The sequence below is a fragment of the Paucibacter sp. XJ19-41 genome, from assembly GCF_028462495.1.
Taxonomy (GTDB): domain Bacteria; phylum Pseudomonadota; class Gammaproteobacteria; order Burkholderiales; family Burkholderiaceae_C; genus Roseateles_E.
Genome location: NZ_JAQOWX010000009.1, coordinates 1 through 19,220 on the forward strand (window position 1 = coordinate 1; position 19,220 = coordinate 19,220).

The 19,220-nt window shown below is 63.4% G+C and carries 16 protein-coding genes; 10 read left to right on the forward strand and 6 right to left on the reverse strand.

Going from position 1 to position 19,220, the window contains the following annotated elements; translation table 11 throughout:
- Nucleotides 1-179: 179 nt before the first annotated feature.
- Entirely contained in the window at nt 180-800 is a 621-nt protein-coding gene (locus PO768_RS03830) for a class I SAM-dependent methyltransferase (RefSeq protein ID WP_272644961.1), read from the forward strand.
- A 70-nt stretch (nt 801-870) separates the two neighbouring features.
- Here PO768_RS03830 and PO768_RS03835 read toward each other — a convergent pair whose 3' ends face one another.
- Nucleotides 871-2,241: a Fic family protein gene (locus tag PO768_RS03835; RefSeq protein WP_272644962.1), complete on the reverse strand. Its 1,371-nt coding sequence runs from the start codon at nt 2,239-2,241 to the stop codon at nt 871-873.
- Between the two features lie 180 nt (nt 2,242-2,421).
- The gene (locus PO768_RS03840) at nt 2,422-2,589 is read right to left on the reverse strand and encodes a hypothetical protein (RefSeq protein WP_272644963.1); all 168 of its coding nucleotides are present in this window, start codon (nt 2,587-2,589) and stop codon (nt 2,422-2,424) included.
- A gap of 4 nt (nt 2,590-2,593) precedes the next feature.
- On the opposite strand from PO768_RS03840, the gene PO768_RS03845 reads away from it, so the two are divergent.
- Entirely contained in the window at nt 2,594-2,815 is a 222-nt protein-coding gene (locus PO768_RS03845; protein WP_272644964.1) for a hypothetical protein, read from the forward strand.
- A 541-nt stretch (nt 2,816-3,356) separates the two neighbouring features.
- A complete protein-coding gene (locus tag PO768_RS03850) occupies nt 3,357-4,940 on the forward strand; it encodes a methyl-accepting chemotaxis protein (protein ID WP_272644965.1) in 1,584 nt (527 codons plus the stop codon).
- 173 nt (nt 4,941-5,113) lie between these two features.
- On the opposite strand, the gene PO768_RS03855 is transcribed toward PO768_RS03850, so the two are convergent.
- On the reverse strand, nt 5,114-5,473 hold the full coding sequence (locus PO768_RS03855) for an H-NS histone family protein (protein WP_272644966.1): 360 nt from the start codon (nt 5,471-5,473) through the stop codon (nt 5,114-5,116).
- Between the two features lie 194 nt (nt 5,474-5,667).
- Between PO768_RS03855 and istA the strand changes: the two genes are divergently transcribed.
- From istA to PO768_RS03875, 4 genes are all read left to right on the forward strand, one after another.
- The gene (gene istA, locus PO768_RS03860) at nt 5,668-7,218 is read left to right on the forward strand and encodes an IS21 family transposase (protein ID WP_272645019.1); all 1,551 of its coding nucleotides are present in this window, start codon (nt 5,668-5,670) and stop codon (nt 7,216-7,218) included.
- A 17-nt stretch (nt 7,219-7,235) separates the two neighbouring features.
- Nucleotides 7,236-7,973, forward strand: coding sequence for an IS21-like element helper ATPase IstB (gene istB / locus PO768_RS03865; protein ID WP_272645020.1), 738 nt, complete (start codon nt 7,236-7,238; stop codon nt 7,971-7,973).
- Nucleotides 7,974-8,462: 489 nt separating this feature from the next.
- On the forward strand, nt 8,463-9,431 hold the full coding sequence (locus tag PO768_RS03870) for a C1 family peptidase (RefSeq protein ID WP_272644967.1): 969 nt from the start codon (nt 8,463-8,465) through the stop codon (nt 9,429-9,431).
- A 430-nt stretch (nt 9,432-9,861) separates the two neighbouring features.
- A complete protein-coding gene (locus PO768_RS03875; RefSeq protein WP_272644968.1) occupies nt 9,862-10,518 on the forward strand; it encodes a PEP-CTERM sorting domain-containing protein in 657 nt (218 codons plus the stop codon).
- A gap of 90 nt (nt 10,519-10,608) precedes the next feature.
- Here PO768_RS03875 and PO768_RS03880 read toward each other — a convergent pair whose 3' ends face one another.
- From PO768_RS03880 to PO768_RS03890, 3 genes are all read right to left on the reverse strand, one after another.
- Nucleotides 10,609-11,568 (reverse strand): alkaline phosphatase D family protein, encoded by a 960-nt coding sequence (locus tag PO768_RS03880; RefSeq protein ID WP_272644969.1) that lies wholly within the window; start codon nt 11,566-11,568, stop codon nt 10,609-10,611.
- Nucleotides 11,569-11,782: 214 nt separating this feature from the next.
- Nucleotides 11,783-12,901, reverse strand: a complete 1,119-nt coding sequence (locus PO768_RS03885; RefSeq protein WP_272644970.1) for a FecR family protein — start codon at nt 12,899-12,901, stop codon at nt 11,783-11,785.
- The gene (locus PO768_RS03890; RefSeq protein WP_272644971.1) at nt 12,898-13,383 is read right to left on the reverse strand and encodes an RNA polymerase sigma factor; all 486 of its coding nucleotides are present in this window, start codon (nt 13,381-13,383) and stop codon (nt 12,898-12,900) included. Before PO768_RS03890 ends, PO768_RS03885 begins: the two co-directional genes overlap by 4 nt.
- 245 nt (nt 13,384-13,628) lie before the next feature.
- Here PO768_RS03890 and PO768_RS03895 point away from each other — a divergent pair, with 245 nt between their 5' ends.
- The 3 genes from PO768_RS03895 to PO768_RS03905 all read left to right on the forward strand — a co-directional run bounded on the left by PO768_RS03895 (nt 13,629) and on the right by PO768_RS03905 (nt 19,094).
- Nucleotides 13,629-13,949 carry a helix-turn-helix domain-containing protein gene (locus tag PO768_RS03895; RefSeq protein WP_272644972.1) on the forward strand — a complete coding sequence of 107 codons (321 nt, stop codon included), beginning with the start codon at nt 13,629-13,631 and terminating at the stop codon, nt 13,947-13,949.
- A gap of 262 nt (nt 13,950-14,211) precedes the next feature.
- Nucleotides 14,212-17,907, forward strand: a complete 3,696-nt coding sequence (locus tag PO768_RS03900; RefSeq protein ID WP_272644973.1) for a hypothetical protein — start codon at nt 14,212-14,214, stop codon at nt 17,905-17,907.
- On the forward strand, nt 17,904-19,094 hold the full coding sequence (locus tag PO768_RS03905) for a hypothetical protein (RefSeq protein ID WP_272644974.1): 1,191 nt from the start codon (nt 17,904-17,906) through the stop codon (nt 19,092-19,094). The genes PO768_RS03900 and PO768_RS03905 overlap by 4 nt, the downstream gene beginning before the upstream one ends.
- The last annotated feature ends 126 nt before the right edge of the window (nt 19,095-19,220 follow it).

Below are 19,220 nucleotides of genomic sequence, written 5' to 3' on the forward strand. Positions count from 1 at the left end.
CCTTCATCGACCTCGTGGACCGCAGGCTGTATCGGGCCAAGCAGGCCGGGCGGAACCAAATCGTGTCGGCGGCATGATGTCGGCAAGCGCCGGCCATCACCCCCCTGGCTGCAATCGCTCTACGATCCCGCTCGCGTGTTCGTTTCGCCGATAGCGGAACATCAAGTTCAGGAGGTTACATGCAGTCCAAGGACCACTGGGAGCAGGTCTACACGACCAAGTCCGAAAGCAGTGTGAGCTGGTTCCAGGAGCACGCACGACAATCAGTTCAGCTCATCGGCAGCACGGGTGTATCGAAGGCCGCCAGCCTCATCGACGTCGGTGGCGGCGCTTCGACGCTGGTCGACGATCTGCTGGCCCAGGGCTATCGACACCTCACCGTCCTGGACCTCTCCGAAGCCGCGCTGGCAGCTTCGCGAGCTCGCCTTGGAGAGCAGGCATCCGGTGTGAGTTGGCTCGCGGGCGACATCACCAAGTTCGAGCTGCCGCAGCACGCCTTTGATGTCTGGCACGACCGGGCCGTCTTTCACTTCCTCACGACACCCGAAGAGCGTGACGCATACATCAACGCGGTCCTGCACGCCGTCAAGCCGGGCGGCCACGTCATCGTTGCAACCTTCGCCGAAGACGGTCCGGAGAAGTGCAGTGGCCTGCCCGTCATGCGCTACAGCGCAGACGGCCTGCATGCGGAGTTCGGCACGCCGTTCACGCTCTTGCAGCAAGAGCGCGAAGAGCATCACACGCCCTTCGGCACGGTTCAGAAGTTCATCTACTGCTTATGCCGCAAGGAACCCAGCTGAACGCCGACATTGTCCAGCATTGGGTAGTAAATCGCCGACCCGGTTGGCTCCCCTCGCCGCCAGGCGAGCCTCATCGGCGCCGTCCCGCGTCTATCCATCGCTGTGTCATGCCTCGCGCGAGGTTGTACCGGGCACAGTTGTATGGCTCCAGCTGGTCGAACTCGGTGTTCGCGATGAGGCGCAGCGCCGCGCTGTCGGCAGCATCGACATGCACATCGGCGAATGCGGCCTCCAGCGTTCGGCCATGGAAAACCACGAACTGCATCAGCTCGTTCAAGGCCTGCCGGTACTTGGTCCGAATCGGGTCGGGCGATGACAGCGAGGCGCGCAGCACGCTGTACTTCTGAATCGAACGGCGGTAGATGAACTCGAACAAGTCCACCGCCGCAGCCACGTTGCGCTGCTCGTAGACACCGAGCATGGCGGTCGCGTAGTCTGAGCGCTCCACGTCCAGAAAGGACAGCGGTGCACAGTTGTAGAGCATGAGCGGCATGTTGGCGCTCAGACGACTCGTGCGCTTATTGCCGTCCGCAAAGGGCTGCAGATAGGCCAGGTTGACCCACAGGAAGAAGGCGGCCTCAACCGGATTGCGGATGTTCCGCACCTTGTCGACGATGGCGTTCAGCGTCTCCTCAAGGAGTGAGGAAATGCTGCTGGGGGTGTAGACCGAGCTATCGATGTTCACCACGCGCCGGCGGATGCTGCCGATGTCGCGTGAGTCGCGAAGAAGGTCCCGCATCAGCTTGGCCTGCAAGTCGACGATGACGGGCACGGTGATGCCCTCGGTCGGCACCGCATCGACCATGAACTCGATGGCGCTCTTGTGGTTGAGCAGCATCAGCGTGTCCTCATCGAGCGGGCCGCCTTGTTGGCCGAGCTCGAAGAGTTCCTTGGTGTCCAGCAAGCTCTTGTTGTTGCCCTCCAGGCGCGATGAAGACCAGGACAGGTCGATGAGCAACTGCTCGAGTACTTCGCGCGCGTAAGTTCCTGCCGGTTGCTGGTCCCGGCTGCGTCCAGCGTTGTACAGGTCCGTGGCCAGCTGGGGCGGCAGCAAGCTCGACTGGTTCGGGATGTAGCTGTTCACAAACCCGCTGTCGTAGCCCACGGGGGTGCGGGTACCCAACGGTGCGCGAAGCGCCTCGACGAGGGGCTGCGCAGCCGCTGACCATTGAAGGGCGCCGGCCCGGACCGGCGGTTGGGCGCCAGAGGGCAAAGCGCGCAGCGCTGCCTCGGCCGCTGCGGTGGTCAGGTAACGGGTCGAGCGGCCGTCCCCCTGCTTCTTCAAAAAGCCGGCGGCAAGAAGGTCCCGCAAGTCCCGGTTGATGGTGGGCCGGGAAACCTGGAGCGCGTGCTCCAGCGCGCTTGGCGCAACCGCCCCCGCCGCTGCAAAGACTTGGCGCAGCAGCGCCTCATGGCGGGGCGATAGCGAGGTAGTTGTCATGGGGCAGCGAATCTTGTCAATCTCATCAATCTCGTCACACGACAAGAATAGGCCGTAATCTTATCTCGCCATCGGCCCGATTGATAGGAATAATGACAAGATTACGCCCTGCATGACAGTGGCTGTCATCTTTGCCACCCACAAGTTGGCCTGGGCCTCACCCCACTCGAAACCAGCTCTTTACATCCGACCCAGCTCAATCCGCCCGGCATGCGCCTGGACCGCCAGGCCGTGCAAGGCGGCCACCGCGCGCGCAAAGCCCTCGCTATCGCCGGTCTTGTACTGACCGCTGACACACAAATCCGACAGACCTGCGGCCAGCACAATCGGGGTCGAGCGGTACCGCATCGGTTTGCTGCCCGTGACGGGTGGATCGCCCACATTCTTTGAGTTCGACGACAACGCCTATACACCGGCATGGTCGCCGGACGGCCAGCGCATTGCCTTCGTGGGTCGTGTCGGCAGCGAGTACGACATCCACTCGCGCGACGCGATCGGCTCAGGCCCGGTCACGCGCATCGCCAATCCTGGGGCAGACCGTAACCCTGCCTGGATCAAGCGCGCCTCTTCTTGAGCAGCAAAATCTCTCCGTCGTCTCGTTTTCTCGCGACACACCACACCGCCAGCTTTGCCGCAGTTCGAGCCCGCCTACCGGGCCTCCAGTTCCAGTCTATCTAAGCGCTCACGCACGGCCAACCCATGCCAGGCAGCCACAGCTCGCGCGAAGCCGACGTTGTCGCCCATCTTGAACACCCCGCCAATCGGCGCCAGCGCGAGCGTCTACATCGCATGCATTCCTGAAGGCGGCCATGAGCCCGCCTACCCCAGCCTCTGCGACTGCCACACCGGCTACGCGCATGCACAAGACAAGACAGGCTCGGGCCCCTCCTTGCCCAGCCGTGACTTTCCTACCGTTTACGCGTAATAACCCACGCAAATCACCGCCCGCGCGCCGCCGACACCCGTCGCAATCGTAGGCTGGCTGCTATATTTGTCCTAGACAAACAATAGACAACAACTGGACAACGTTGGTTCTTCTTTGTCTCAACCTGTTGCGATCGATCGCCATCTTGCGACTTCGTGGTCCCAGGACAACTGGATATGAGGCTATTTCTATGAAATTCGACCAAATGACGGTGGGCAAGCGCCTCAACCTCGGGTTTGGACTGGTGCTTTTGATCCTGGTCATCGTCGCGACGGTGGCCTTGGTCAAGGTGAACGCGATCACCGTGGCCTTGCATGCCAACAGCGATGTGCATGCACCCATCCAGCGTTTCGCAATCAATTTCCGGGGTTCGGCGCACGACCGGGCCATCGCGGTACGCGATGTGGTGCTGGGTTCCGACCCCGCCGAACGGCAAAAAGAGGTGGCAGCCATTGACGCGCTGGCCAAGTTCTATGCGGAATCCGCCAAGCCCTTGGAGGCCCTCGTCACCAAGGGCGAAGACAAGCAGGAGCTTGACAAGCTGTACGCCGCGATCAAGGACATCGAGGCCAAGGCCGTAGCGACCACACAGTCCATCGTCAAACTGGTGAATTCTGGTGACACCGCCGGCGCGCAGAGCCTGCTCTGGTCAGAGGCGAAACCCCAATACGTGCAGTGGCTGGCTGCGGTCAATCAGCTGATCGACTACGAAGAAAGCCGTATCCAAACGCAGAACAAGATCGCGCTGGACCAGGCCGACGGCTTCCTGACCGTGATGCTGACAGCACTGGTCCTGGCGCTCTTGTGCGGAGTGGCGCTGGCCTGGACGATCTCACGGAGCATTGTGAGACAGTTGGGCGCTGAGCCCCGAGCCCTGGGAGACGCGGCACGGCGCGTGGCCGGGGGAGATCTCGGCCCAGTACCGGGAGTCTTGCAAGCCCCCGCCGACAGCGTGCTTGCCTCTTTGGGCGGGATGCGTGAGAGCCTGGCCGGCATCGTTGCCCAGGTTCGGCAAGCCTCCGACTCCATCGCCACCGGGTCCGCAGAGATCGCGACAGGCAATGCCGATTTGTCCAACCGGACCGAGCAGCAGGCGGCAAGCCTGCAACAAACCGCCTCCTCAATGAGCGAGATGAACGTCGCAGTCAAGCAAAACGCCGACACCGCACGGCAGGCGACGCAACTCGCCGCGTCCGCCAGCGCTGCTGCGGCCAAGGGGGGTCAGGTGGTGGGCCAGGTCGTGGCGACCATGGACGACATCAGCGCCAGCTCGAAGAAGATCGCCGACATCATCGGCGTCATCGATGGGATTGCGTTCCAGACCAACATCCTGGCCCTCAATGCTGCCGTTGAAGCGGCCCGGGCTGGTGAGCAAGGACGAGGCTTCGCCGTCGTCGCCTCCGAAGTGCGCAGCTTGGCCCAGCGCAGCGCGGAGGCCGCCAAGGAAATCAAGTCGCTGATTGGCGCCAGCGTCGTCAAGGTCGAGGCTGGCACCCGGCTTGTCAGTGATGCCGGCGCCACCATGGATGACATCGTCAGCCAAGTTCGGAACGTCTCGGACCTGATCAATGAAATCGGTGCCTCGACGCAGGAACAGACCGACGGCATCGGCAGAGTCAGCGGGGCTGTCTCCGAGCTGGACCGCAGCACGCAGCAAAATGCAGCCCTCGTCGAACAAAGCGCGGCAGCCGCCGAAAGTCTCAAGCAGCAGGCCAGTCGGTTGGCCGAGGTGGTGCGCATTTTCCGGCAGGATCAAGAAGAAACCGCTCGATAAGGCGTCATCCAGCCGGCGGCATAGATTCACCGGCCGGATGCGCAGCGGCGGTCCCACCATCACCCCTGCCGGCGCCACTTCGCCGGTCTAGCTGGCGGGGCCGCTTGCCGGGATCTGCGGCGCTGGGGGCACCGCCCTGCTCATGCCCGGAGAACGGCTTCCAGTCCGATCCCTCAAAAGCTACCCACCCTGAACTCGTTCCGATGATGACCCTTGGCTTCATAGTCGGCCAGCCATCTCGCCGCCCGCCCCCGGCCACTCCAGGTGTTTTCCGGGTTCGCCGGATCTCGGTAGAGAACTTGCAATGGGCCATTCCTCACAGCGCGATTGCCAGGGATGGCCGGACCCACATAGGGCCGCAGAGCACCCATCGCTTCCGCCACCGAGAATCCGGCCGCTTGAACCTTCTTGGCAAACCCATCTGCCAGGACTTTCAGCTCCTCGCCGCGCTTGTCCTCTATCTCTCGATCCAGCTTCGCCCGCAGAGCAAGCAGTTCTGCGTAGGACAGCCTTCCAACATCAACTTCCGTCATGCGTCTCTCAATGGCACCGCTGCGTATTTCAGCCCATCGCGGCCACCCATTTCAGCGGAACGCGGACAGCGTTTCAGACGAACGCGGACACCATTTCAGGCTGAACGCGGACAGCGTTTCAATCTGATCCCGGACACCCCGAGCGCGCGCAAGTGACCTGAGCCGTGGGCATGCTGACCGATTTTTCGGTCCTCATGCCCACCCCCAGGATTCACATGCGCCAACTACGTCAAACCCTTCGACTGCACCTGGAATCGGGCCTGAGCATGCGCGAGTGCTCGCGCGTTCTGGGCATCGCCAAGACGACCGTCAACAGCATCGTCATGAAGGCCCGCGCCGCCGGCGTGGATTGGGCCACCGCTCAGACCTTGGACGATGCTGCCCTGGAAGCCCGCCTGTACGGCCCGCCCGTGCCGCGCGCGAGCACCCAGCTCGACCCCGACTTCGCCCTCGTCCACCAGGAACTCAAACGCCCCGGCGTCACCCTGCAGCTGCTCTGGGAGGAGTACCAGCGCAGCCTGGCCGACGCCGGCTCGCAAGCCTACAAGTACACCAGCTTCTGCGTGAAGTACCGTACCTGGGTGACCGGCCTCAAGCGCTCGATGCGGCAGATCCATCCGGCCGGCGAGCGTCTGTTCATCGACTACGCCGGCCAGACCGTGCCGCTGATCGACGCCGCCACCGGCGAGATCAGTGCCGCCCAGATCTTCGTGGCCGTGCTCGGCGCCTCGAACTACACCTTTGCCTGTGCCACCCCGACGCAGACTGCCGCCGACTGGGTCGGCGCCATCATGGACGCGCTGGAGTTCATGGGTGGCGTGCCCCGGCTGATCGTGCCGGACCAGGCTCGCGCCCTGATCGCCCGGCCGGACCGCTACGAGGCCACGCCCGGCCGCCTGGTCGAGGAGTTCTGCGACCACTACGACGTGGCGATGCTGCCGGCTCGGCCGGCCCACCCCCGCGACAAGCCCAAGGTGGAGGTCGGCGTGCAGATCGTCGAGCGCTGGATCCTGGCGCGGCTGCGGCATCGGCGCTTCTTCAGCCTGACCGAGCTCAACACCGCGATCCGGGCCTTGCTGGCCGATCTGAACCAGCGCCCGTTCAAGAAGCTTCCCGGCTGCCGGGCCAGCGCCTTCGCAGCCTTGGACCGGCCTGTTCTGAAGCCGCTGCCGGCGGCCCGCATGCCCATCGCCCGCTTCAAGCGCGCCCGGGTCAACATCGACTATCACGTCGAGCTCGACGGCCATTACTACAGCGTGCCGCACCGGCTGGTGCGCGAGCAGGTCGAGTTGCGCATCACCTCGACCACGGTGGAGATCCTCAGCCGCCAGCAGCGCGTGGCCGTGCACGCCTACAGCGACCGGCACGGCGCCCACACGACGACACCCGAGCACATGCCGGCCTCGCACCGCGCCCACCGGGAATGGACGCCGGCCAAGCTCATTGCCTGGGGAGAGCGCATCGGCGTCGCCACCGCCGCCGTGGTGCGCTGGCAGATGGAGCACAGGCCGCACCCCGAGCAGGGCTACCGATCCTGCCTCGGCCTGCAGAGCCTGGCGCGCCAGTTCGGCCATGAGCGGCTGGAAGCGGCCTGCGTTCGCGCCATGGCGATCCGCTCGCCGACCTATCAGAGCATCAAGTCGATCCTCACCACCGGGCTGGACCGGCAAGCCGCGCCGGCCCAGGCCACGCAAGCCACCTTGCCGCTGCACGACAACGTGCGCGGCCCCGATTACTACCACTAACGATGAAGGAGAAGCTCTTGCTCAACGAACACACCCTGGATCAACTGCGCAGCCTGCGCCTGGACGGCATGGTGCACGCCCTCGCGGACGACGCCACGCGCACGGCGGCAGCCGAGTTGTCATTCGAGGATCGGCTGGCCATGCTGGTCCAGCGCGAGGTCGACTGGCGCGACGGCAAACGCCTGGCCCGGCTGCTCAAGGCCGCCAGACTCAAGGTCAGCAGCGCCTGCATCGAGGACATCAACTGGCGCGGCTCGCGCGGCCTGGATCGCAGCCTCATCATCCAACTGGCGGGCTGCGACTGGCTGCGCCACGGCCACAACGTGCTGCTCACCGGGGCCACGGGTTGCGGCAAGACCTGGCTCGCGTGTGCGCTGGCTCAGCAGGCGGCGCGCCAGGGATTCGCCGTGCTGTACACGCGGGCGCCTCGCTTGCTGGAGGAATTGCGGGTCGCGCACGGCGATGGCTCCTTCAGCCGGCGCCTGGCGCAACTGGCGCGCATCGACTTGCTGGTCATCGATGACTTTGCGATTGCGCCGATCACGGCCGCCGACCGCAATGACTTGCTCGAACTGCTTGACGACCGGGTCGGCAGCCGCGCGACCCTGATCACCAGCCAGCTCCCGGTGTCGGCGTGGCACGAGTGGCTGGACGATCCGACGCTGGCTGACGCCATCCTCGACCGCATCGTTCACTCGGCCCACAAGATCGCGCTCAAGGGGGAGTCGCTGCGCAAGAAACAGGACCCGGCATGACCACCAAACCGACCACCGCAAGCCCGTCCGGGGCGGCCCAATTCAGGCTGATCGCGGACACCTGAGCTACGATCAACCCAGGCACTTGCGCGCGCCCAAACTGTCCGCGATCAGTTTGAAACGCTGTCCGCCATCACGCTGAAATGGCTGTCCGGGATCGCTGAAATCCGCAGCACCGCCGGGCAGCGGCGCGCAATAGTACGCTGCCGCGCAGTGCTTTGAACGAGCTGTCCGAGCCCAGGACACTTGATGGCTGAGCCGGTCCGGCAAGGTAAAACGCTGACGCAAACTGCATCGCAGACCACCTTGCAAGATCTCATCTCGCGCTTGCCACTGGTCCGGACACCAAGTGCGGGCTATGGCTCCTCAATATTGGGGACCACAGCTCGAAGTGGGTATGCAACTCTTGACTGAAGATTGAGAACCACGCCGCTGGCGTGCTGGTCCCCTCGTGGGGTCAATGCCTGCATTGGACGAGGAGGCGACGTGATGGTCATTCCCAAGAGGCTGTTCTCACGAAGGCACAAGGATGGTACCGAGCCTGCCAAAGCTGATGCTGCTAACCAGCCGAGCGGGACGGACCGCTTCTTGATCAGCAGCCACATACTGGAGTGGGTCAAGGTATTGCTGCCGCTTGTGCTGTCCTGGCCGGTCGTTGTCCTGCTCATGGTGCTGGCCCTCCGCCAGCCGATCACGACTGTGATGCAACGCTTCGCAGACGCCGAGAGCGGCCAAGTGGAACTGCCTGGTGGAGTGAAAGTGGCAATGGGCAAGAAGGTATTGCCGCCGCAATACCGGGCATCGGAAGTAGCCGCTGCGGAAGCAAAGGCTTCGCATGAAGTCATCGACTTATCGGCCAGCATTGGCCCCATCGCCGACTCAGGACCCGAGGGGGCGACAGTCGGATTCGTGCTGAAGTACGCGGTACAGGCTGAGGCAGGAAAGCTCGGCGCAACGACGACAGCAATCTCCGCGCAGGGCATCTATAGCCTGTCCAAGGAGTACGACGAATGGCCAGGAACGGACTATGACGGAAGCTCCTTGAGTGGGGGCATAAAGGCGATCGCCAAAGTCGGCGTCTACAGCGAAGCAGACTGGCCGTATGGGGCGAAGAAACCTACCAGCGCCGCTGCCAAGCCGCTGTTTAAAGTGAGAGCCAGGCGCCTTGCGAACGTCGCCGACATTCTGAAAGAGCTTCGGCAGGGCAATGTGGTTCCGCTGTGCGTAAGCATGACGGCGGCGTTTGACACGCCGGGCCCAAAGGGGCTCATCACAATCAAACTCCCGCTTGAGCCGACCGGAGGATCGTGCCTCGCAATCGTCGGCTACGAGGCGGCTACAGCTGAGTTTCGTTTCGCCAACCACTGGGGTGCCGGGTGGGCAGACCAGGGATTCGGCCGAATCAAGGACACGGATTTAAAACAGATCTTGATGGAGGCGTATGTGCTGCTGCCTTGAGCGTTCGTGACGCGGCAGCACCGCTAACGCGGAGTTGCGGGCAACGAAAGGGACCTCATACGAGTCCCCGTGGCCATGTTCAATCTGAAGTGATGGTGCGACTCTGCAGCGACCGTTCGCCGCTGACGGCAGCAGGTTGTCGACCACGAAGTGCGAACGCACAAGCTGCGCCACAGCAGTCACGGGTGGAATTCGGCTCCCAGGCTTTTGCTGGCGCAGGGCATTTCGATCAATGACGATCGGTGGCACATCGATTCGAAGTGAGGCCGCAGCCACGACAGCTTCACACCTCGCAACTGCAGACAGGCCCTGCTCGCTTGTCAGTTAACCAGGGGACAGCACACTGTGCCAGGCCCTTGACGCCGTCAAGGTGAACCGCCACTGTATGCACTCCATCCGACGAACTTCCTGCAACAGGAGTGAATGCACCATGAGATTGAGCCCTTGGATCGTCTCGTTCGCACTGGCAGGAGTCGCAGCCGCCGCCGGCCCAGCCGTTGCGGCGACCTATCTGAACAGCAGCAATATCACCGTCGCCGTTGGCGCTGGCACATCGCCGGGCGACTTCAACAACACCTTCAACAACGGCGCGACGATCACCAAGGTGATCGATGCCCCATCCGCTTCCGCCGAGGAGTTCCATGACCAGCAGACGCACATCTGGTTTACCGCCGACGCGCTCGGCGGTGGGCTCGAACTGCGCTTCGACTTTCAAACCGAGTACGACATCAGCGTGCTGCATTTCTGGAATTACACGTCTGAGAACTTCGATGTCGACACCGTCAGCTTCACCTTCTACAGCGGGGCCAATGTCCAAGTCGGCGCGCTGTCCGTGGAGCCGGAGCTCGGCACCAGTCCCGGCATCCGCGCTCAGAATCTGACCCTGGCCGCGCCGCTGAATGTGCGCTATGTAACGGCCTTTCTGAGCGGCAGCAACCGCCAGGTAGATTTCCAGAACATCGGCTTCACCGCCGACGTCTCAGCGCCGATTCCAGAGCCCGCTACTTTCGGGCTGATGGCGCTGGGCTCCTTGGCCGTACTGCTGGCCGCCAGGCGGCGATCCTCGTCAGTTAGTCCGCGACCGTAGCCCGTTGGACTCCGACTCTGCAGCGTCTCCTGTCCTTTGGAGCCTGCGGCCGAGTTCACGCTGTTGAACCGCCTGGAGGCGAATCAGACGCTAGGGTTGCAATTGCCAGTTGCTGCGATTGATGGTGACAGGGGCCAATGCCGCAGGCTTCCCGAAACGAAACCATTGGCCGCGCAGCTCCGTGGCGTCGATCTCCAGCAAGCCAAAGTTCTGGCACTCGGTCCCGATCCAGATTGCACGGCGGATCGCCGCACCCGACGCCGTGAAGTCGTAAACCATGCGCCCGTTGTCCGTCGGGATGCGATGAAAGTCGTTGGCGTGGATGTCGCCTGACAGGCAGGCAATGCAGTGCTTTTTTGCAAGCTCGCGCAGCCAGGCCAGGTCCTCGAAGCTTCCCCATTGATCGCCCTTGTGGGCCTCGATCACGGAGCCGCTGGCCACCAGGTGCAGCGTGTCCGCTGGTGCAGCCTCCATCGCCAGCCCGATATCGGTGCGCTGCTTGGCGCCCAGCAGGGTGCGGTTCACGCGCCAGCTTCTGCCATCGGTCAGATGAAGGTGAACAGCAGCGCCGCCCGGCACGTCCATGACCACTCGCCGGTATCCGGGGGCGGGCTCATCGGCGGACCAAAGCCGGGCATCGCTGTCATCGGCCGGAAATTGCTGCTTGCCTTCCAGATGGGCACAGTAGGCGTTGAAGAGCGCCCGTGATGCGCGGATGTGTCCGGCATAGACCTTCTTCTGAATGGCCTTCTCCTCGTAGCACTCATTCCAGAGAAAGTCGTGGTCGTCCCAGATCGCATAGGTAGGCACCGCCGCGATCAAGGCTGCGAAATCGGCCTGCGCCAGTTGCTGGCGGTATTTCACGGCCACCAATCGGAAGAACTCGAAGTCCGCCATGGCCTTCGGATGGGTGGGGTGTGTCAGTTCATCGATGTAGATCGAGTCGCCCGTCAACACCAGAGCGTCCGGCTTGTGCGCCAGGATCTGACGCCAAACCGGCTGCTCCGCGAAGACGGTAGCGCTGAAACACGAAGTGAAGGCGATCTTCATGGTGGCCGGCATCCAGTTGACGCTGTGGAGCAGCTGGAACGCGTAGCCTTCCAGCCGGGGACTTTGCCCAAGGCCGGGCATGGCAGCCCAGCGCAAGCGCAGCGAATGCTCTCAGCAGACCCGGCTGCGCAGCATCATCAATCTGGACCAGACCTACCCATCCCGGTGAGGCGCCATCCGCAACCCGACGGGGCAGCCGCCCTTTCGAGTTCCCCTACCTCGCCTCAAGCTCCAGCCTATCGCCGCGCTGCCGAACTTCAAGTCCATGCAGCTTGCCCAGCGCTCGCGCAAAACTCAGGTTGTCACCCGTCTTGAACACCCCGCTGACCCGCAGGCTGCCCAGTGCGCCGCCATCGGCCACACGGATAGTCACCGAGCTGTAGCGGTTCATCTCGGCCACGGCCTCAAGCAGCGACACGTCGTCGAAAACCGCCTCGCCACGCTTCCAGGCCAGCACCTGATCGACATGGGGCCTGTCCATCTGCGGCTCGACCGCAGCAGCCACCTGACCACGCGACCGGCCGGCGACCCTCAAGCGCTGCCCCGGCAGCATCTCCACGGCCGGCACCAACTCGGTGGTGGGTGAACCCTCGGCCGCACCGCGCACCACCACCCTGCCCTCCACCAAGGTGATGTCCAGCGCATCCTGGCTGCCCTCGATGGCCGGCCTGTAGCGCACGACAAACGCCGTGCCCGTGGCCGTCACTTCGGAACCCGCAGCCCGCACCACAAAGGGCCGGCTCGCATCCTTGGCCACCTCGAACAACGCCTCGCCCCCGATGACCTCCACCGCGCGCCTGGAAGCGCCGAGCGCCACCCGCACCTGCGTCGATGTGTTCAGCGACATCCGGGTCCCGTCCTTCAGGATCACCAGGCGCTGCTCGCCGATGCCGGTGTCGTAGCTGTCGATGTCGCGCCAGGGCTGGCCCACCAGCACACCGACCACGAGGACCGTCGCTGTGAGCGACAGAGCGAGCGCCCAGGGGCGCGGCCAGCCCCATCCCCTGGTGCCGGCATTCGAGGGGCTGGCGCCCTGCCCTGCCCCACCTCGGCTCTCAGGCCTGCTGGCAGCTGCCCGAGCCACAGCGGCCCGGTCCACACCCGCCGCCTCCATCCACAGATCCGTCCCGCGCTCAAACGCCAGCCGATGTGCCGCCGAGCGCGCCTGCCAGGCTCGGCATTCGCGTTCCATGTGATTCGATCGATCCGGCCCGTGCAGCCGGGCGATCCAGACCGCCGCCTCGGCCGCGATCTCTCGCGTCACGACGGGCTCGGCCCCTTGTCTTTCTTCCCCCTGCCCGTCTCGCCCGTCCCGCCCGTCCGCGCCAGTCACGTTCGCCAGTCCTGCATCCCGGTGATGAGTTGCATCGTAGCCTTGGCGATGTGCTTCTCCACCGTGCTGATGCTCAAGCCGTGATGGTCGGCGATCTCCCGGTAGGTCAGACCGTCCAGGCGGTGGGCCAGGAAGATGTCCCGGCTCCTCTCGGTCAGTCGCCCCAAGCAATAGTGCAACCGCGCCAGGCGTTCTCGCCCCAGCACCACGGCCTCGACGGGCGGCGAGTCATCGACCAGGATCACCTCTTCGAGGACGACCTGCTCGCCATGGGTGACCCGGCCCCGATGCTCATCGATGGCCAGGTTCAGCGCGGTCTGCATCAGGAAGGCATCCGAGTTCTCGACGACCTGCTCACGCTCGTAGCGGGCCAGCCGCACCCAGGCTTCCTGGACGATGTCTTCCGCATCCTGAGTCGAGCTGCCGCGCCGCCGCAAGGCGTCTCGGATGCGGGAAAAGACCGGAGGTAGATGCTTCTTCATGGTGAACCCTCCCAGGGTCAAAGGCCGGGCGGAGCAACGCCGGCCGCATCAGAACCGACAAGGCGCAACAAGGGGTGCGCCGTTTGACATTTCGCGAGCGGCTTGACATCGAACTGCTCGCCGAGGGATCAGCGTCAGCTGCTTGCGGGAGGCATCTGCCGGCTTTCAACTCGCACGAGCAATTCTAGGTCAACTTATTTAATTAAGTGTGGTTTTGTTGATTACGTGTCGCGAGGCTCATGCCCATGAGACCCACGGCACAAAAGAGCATTCCAAAAGGACGACCAGTAGGCTCGAAATCGGCAGACCCCATCATTGCCGCCGCGTTCGGCCAAGCAGTGGTGTCCTTGCGGGTTGCCGCAGGAATATCTCAAGAGTCGCTGGCACTGTCCGCCTCGATTGGGAGATCCAATATGTCAGCCATCGAGAATGGCCGCACAGTTCCCAACTTCGTCGGCGTCGTCAAGATCGCAACCGCTCTCGATTGCAGCCTGGCGGTTTTGGTCGAAGAGTTCGACAAAGCCTACAGGTTGGCACTGGAGGCCGCCAGCGACGCAACGCAGTGAAGGCCGCAGGCCAATACACGCTCAAGGCTGGTGTGAGTCGTTCGTGGTTCAGAATCTGACGACCGCTCCTGCCAAGACCGGCCGTTGGGTACCCGCGCCCCGACTGGCAGGCCATCGAAAGGTGGTTTTTCTTCGAGGGACCTAGAACTACCCTATGGCAACAACAACTTCCTTGCCCGCGAGTGGTGGCGTCGCGTCTTCGGTAACAGCGTCTTCTGTGCCAACTCCAATGCGCGCGGGCGGAAGAGCCACCGAGGCAGGAATGGCTTTTCAGGCCGCCGTCGCGTCGTGGTTTGCATCCCACCTACTGGCGCGGACGCCTGTCGGCGGCAGATTTGGCCTCAACAACGCTGCGATCCCGATCTCCATACAACTCGAGACTGGAGACGGGCTGGACGATATCGAGGTCAAGTTGTCCGACGGCGGCAGCATCCACATTCAGTGCAAGACGACAGCAAGTCTTAGCGACCGCGAGGCGAGCCCTCTTGGCAAGACGATCACCCAGCACACCCTCTGGTTTGAGCGCGCGATGACGGCGGGCGGTACGCCAGACTCCACCAAGACCGCCGGCCTACTAGCTGTGGGCTCCGGTGCGCCGCAGACGTTGAACATTCTGGAGGCCAGCTGCAGGGCCTTCGACATGGGCGGCTCTTGGGTCAGCACTCCGGTGCATCGCAACAAGGCTGAGAAAGAGGCCCTAGCTCTCTTTGAGTCGCTGGCGAAGCCGGCTTGGCGGTCCAGCAGTGGGGTAGATCCGACCGGCGACCAACTCGTTCAACTCGCACGCCACTTTCACGTGGCCCGCTTCGACATGGACGAAGGGGATCGGGACTGGCGAGAGGCTACGCAACAGCTCGCGCGTCGTGTTTTTGCCGATGAGGCAGCCAGCGAGTCGGCGATGCGTGACCTTCGCGGCCTGATGCGCGACCTGATCCGCAGTGGGGCGATAGCCGACAGAAGCGGTCTCCTGCGCGAGCTTCGGCGTCGCGGTCACTTCGATGTTACTGCGGCCGACTATGAGGCTGACGTCACCAGACTCCGCGCGGTAACGAACCAAGAAATGCTTCGACTGGAACGTCACAGTCATCTGCCCCTCGTTCCGGCCCTGCGCGTTGCACGACAGAGTGACGCGCCACTGGCCAAGGCGATTTTGGCGGGATCCACCTTGGTCGTCGGCGAGCCAGGTGCCGGCAAGACCGGTGCCCTCGTGTCCGCTGCCGCGGCCATCCTGAGCCGCGGCGGTACTGCGATCTTTCTGTCTGTGGATCGATTTCCTGGTGTCACCATCGCGGCGGATCTCGCGTCGGAGCTGGGACTACAGCGTCCATTGTTGGAGGTTCTCGCCGCCTTTCCGGGGCCCGGGCCGAAGGTGCTTATCGTTGATGCATTGGATGCCGCACGCGGGGGGGCCGCCGAAGCCGTATTCGCGGCGCTCATCGAGAGCGCGCGGACCGACCTCGACGAGTGGACGGTCGTTGCATCCATTCGCACCTTCGATCTTCGGAACGGCCGCAGGTATCGAGAGGCCTTTCGAGGGACCCCTGTCGATCCAGACTATGCCGACCCGGCCCTCAGCGCGGTTATGCACTTTGCCGTTCCGCGCCTGTCGGAACAGGACTTGACGGAAGTCGGCAGCCTCGCGCCGCAAATGGCAACGCTGCTCGACGCAGCGCCAAGTCAACTTCGTGCCCTGCTCAAGAACATCTTCAATCTGTCGCTGGCTGCACAGCTTCTGTCGGACGGCGTCGGCGCCTCCACCTTCAGTGCCATTTCGACGCAATCCGGTTTGATCGACGTCTACGAAGACACCCGCCTGACCAGTACCGCTATGCAGCAAGCCGCAGCGGCGGCTTGCACTGTAATGCTGGGACGTCGCCGCCTGACCGTACGCAAGGTCTTGATTGCGCACGATAGTGTCGACGCGGTCATCCAGACCGGCGTCCTGGTCGCCAACGGCGATCTCGTGGGCTTTGGGCATCATGTCCTCTTCGACCATGTCGCGGGACGCTTCTTCTTGGACTGGGACGACCCCGGGCAGTTGTTGCTGCAATTGAGAGGGGAGACTTCCTCGGCTCTTTTGCTCGCGCCCGCGTTCCGGTTCGCAGTCGAGCGGGTATGGCGGAACGACGATGCTGGACGGCCGCACACCTGGCGGCTTCTGGCGGACATCTTCGCCACCGATCAAGTCGATCCCGTCTTGGGTCATGTGGCGCTGCGTGTCGCTAGCGAAAGCGTCGAGAGCGAATCCGACATCGACGGTCTACTGTCGCTCATCGCCGCGTCGTCCGCCAGCCCCGGCATGTCGGGCCTGCTGAACCTCCTATCTAGGTTCGTTGCCATGGACAGCAGCGCGCGGCCGGCCGCCTCCTCACGTGATGCGGTCTGGGCCCGCTTGGCGGAGGCACTGCTGGCGACGCGTGAGCGCGCCCTGCTTGAGCCTGCCCGGGTTTTGTTGCTTATGTTGTTCGACCAGCCGAGCCTGGCCACTCCTGACGTACTACTCAGCTATGGCCGGGCGTCCAGGGCACTGCTGGAGGCAGCTTGGTCCGCAAATCCAGAGCTGACCCTGCTTGGCACCCAGGCGATACGCTTCGTGGGCAAGAGCTTCGCGTCCGATGTGCAAGCCTCCCGCCTGCTGCTCGATCGCATCCTTCGCGAGCCGCGCTTCTCCCAACATGCCGACCAGGAGGCAGGCTGGCTCGGCGAACAGATTCTGCCCATCGCGCGTGCCGATCCTGAGTTCGCCGTGGAGATCTATCGCCGCCTGTACAGCCAGACCATTTACGACAACACGAGCACCATGCTCGGCGGCGCCGGGAGCCGCATCCTGCCGCTCACGTCGAATCGTCGGCAGGACTATGACCATGCACTGTGGCGCCTCGGAACAGCCCTGCCCGAGTTCCTCGCCATCGATCCGGCGTCCGGCACGAGGGCCTTGATCGAAGGTTCGGTCGGGAAGGACGGCAGGGACAGCTACGCCCGACAGCGAGAGCCGGAACGGGTCACCATCGGCGCCGAAATCGTTGAATTGCGCGGTCACGAGTTCGAGTACCAAGCGTGGGACGACGATGACGCCACGCGCTTCAATCGCGACGACGACCTTCTCCGAAACTATTTACTCTTTCTTCGATCCTGCTCTGTCGACGCCTTCCAAGCCAGCGTGGCAGCCGCCTCCGTCGGCCACGCGACAGCGGCCGTGTGGAACCGGATATTCCGTGTCGCCAGCGAACGTATCGCCGAACTGGCGGATCAGCTGTGGCCGCTGTTTGAGCGAATCGACTTTCTGAATGCACGGGGAACGGCACGCGACGCGGCCACCTTTGCAGCACAGGCCTGGGCAAGCCGCACCAATGAACAGAAGGCCCAGTTCGAAAGTCTGCTGTCTGGGCGCGCGGCTTCTGAAGACTCCTCCGACCAGCATTGCTGGCAGAGCATGCTGCATTGGTTTTTCGAGAGAGTCGAAGACGACGCGCTTGTGCTCGAATCAAGCCGCGAACTTCGGCGCACGCTCGATGAAGCTGGAGCAGATTCAGCCCGGACGACCGGGCGCATTGCCACTGACGCGGCGGACGCCGACGACCATTTTGACTGGACTCGCGAACGCCTGCGCCGCGAAGGCATTGACCCACATGCCGAGCCCCAACGAACGGTGCGCGAGGCGTCGAATACCCTCTATGAACGCCTCGGCAAGACGCCTGAGGACCACCCGCGCCCCTATCTCGCCGGCTTGTGGGCCGAGGCGGTCGCGCTGGTGATCCTGCTCGATTTGGCACCAGGCCTTCACGAGCAGGTCGACATGCCGGCGTGGGGGCACGTCTCCAACGTCGCCGAGCGCATTGCCTCCAGCCCAAACTATTCGCCGGATGTTGCTGGACTCCCCTCGCTGCCGGTTCTTTTCGCGCTGCTCCAGCGCCTGTCGGCCAGTCCTTATCCGAAATTAAAGGAGGAAGACCTGTGAGCCTGGGATGGGGGAATTGGGATGTGCGCGTATATGCCGCCGAGTCGTGGGTCTCGCTTGCGCCGCGATTTGCCAGCGAGTATCCAGTGATTCTGGACAGCCTGGCGTCGTCACTTGACGACCCCGCTCCTGCCGTCCGTCTCCAGTTCATTCAGAACATGCAGGTAATCAGCGCCGCTGACCCGGAACGCATGTGGCAACTGGCCGAGCGTGTTGCAGCGTCGGAGACACACCCGGACCTTGTAGCCGCGCTGCTTTGTCGCTCATTGATCAGGTTCGGTCGGACAAATCTAGTGCGATGCGAGGCGCTCCTCACCACAGTCAAGAACAGACTCTCGGCAGGGCAATTCACGACCGCCGGAGATCGCAATCACGTCCCGGAGGCCTTGGGGCAATGGGTGGCAATCCTCTTCGTCGGGCAAGGGCGACCATTGGCCAGGGGATGGCTGGAAGAATTCGCTGCCGATCCCGTCCGCTACTCAGCGGCACTTCAGACGTTTGTCGGCATGTTGCGAGGCCACCTGTTCGACCGGTATCGGTCCAATGCGACAGAAGAATCCCGAAACATCTGCGACCGGTCACAGGAAAGTCTGCGAATCGTGTTGAAGCAAATGTCGCAAACCGCCGCCGAGGCGCGGTCGGTGCTCGTGTCCGGCCCGGAAGAAGTCGCCCGTGACGCCGCAATCAAGCGCTACCGTGCTGCCGGCATGCTGGTGGAAGCTGCGGTCAATCAGCTCTATTTCGGATCGGGTGCCTACGCGGCCCGGCAGGCACAGCAAAACAGTCAGGACGACGACACACCGGGCCTGCTCGACGTCACGACCAAGGCGCAGTTCCTCAACGACTACGCCGACACGCTAGCCGTCCTGGCAGCCTCGCAAGAACCCGGCACGCTGCATCACCTGATCGAACTCTATGAGCACCTGATTCCTGGCAACCCGGCCACCGTTTTTGAATCGGTTTACCAAGTACTGCTGGGCCGCGGCCGCGAAGAAGGCTATCACTTTGAGTCGCTCGGCAACACGGCAGTGGTTCGCATCGTTCAGCGTTATGTCGCCGATCACAGGGCTATCTTTGAAGACGAAGGCCGACGCGCTCGACTCGTGGAAATCCTCCGCCTGTTTTCAGAAGGCGGCTGGGCTGAAGCTCTGAAACTGCTCTACGAGCTACCGGAACTGCTTCGATAGCTGCTGCTCCAAGATCGCGTGACCAACTGGGCTCAGGCTTGAGGACCTGGCGCATCCTGTTAGCCTGAGGTATTCGCCCGCAAATGCCTTGCGCCCTGTCCGGCGCTGTGGAGGCAGTACGGGCTC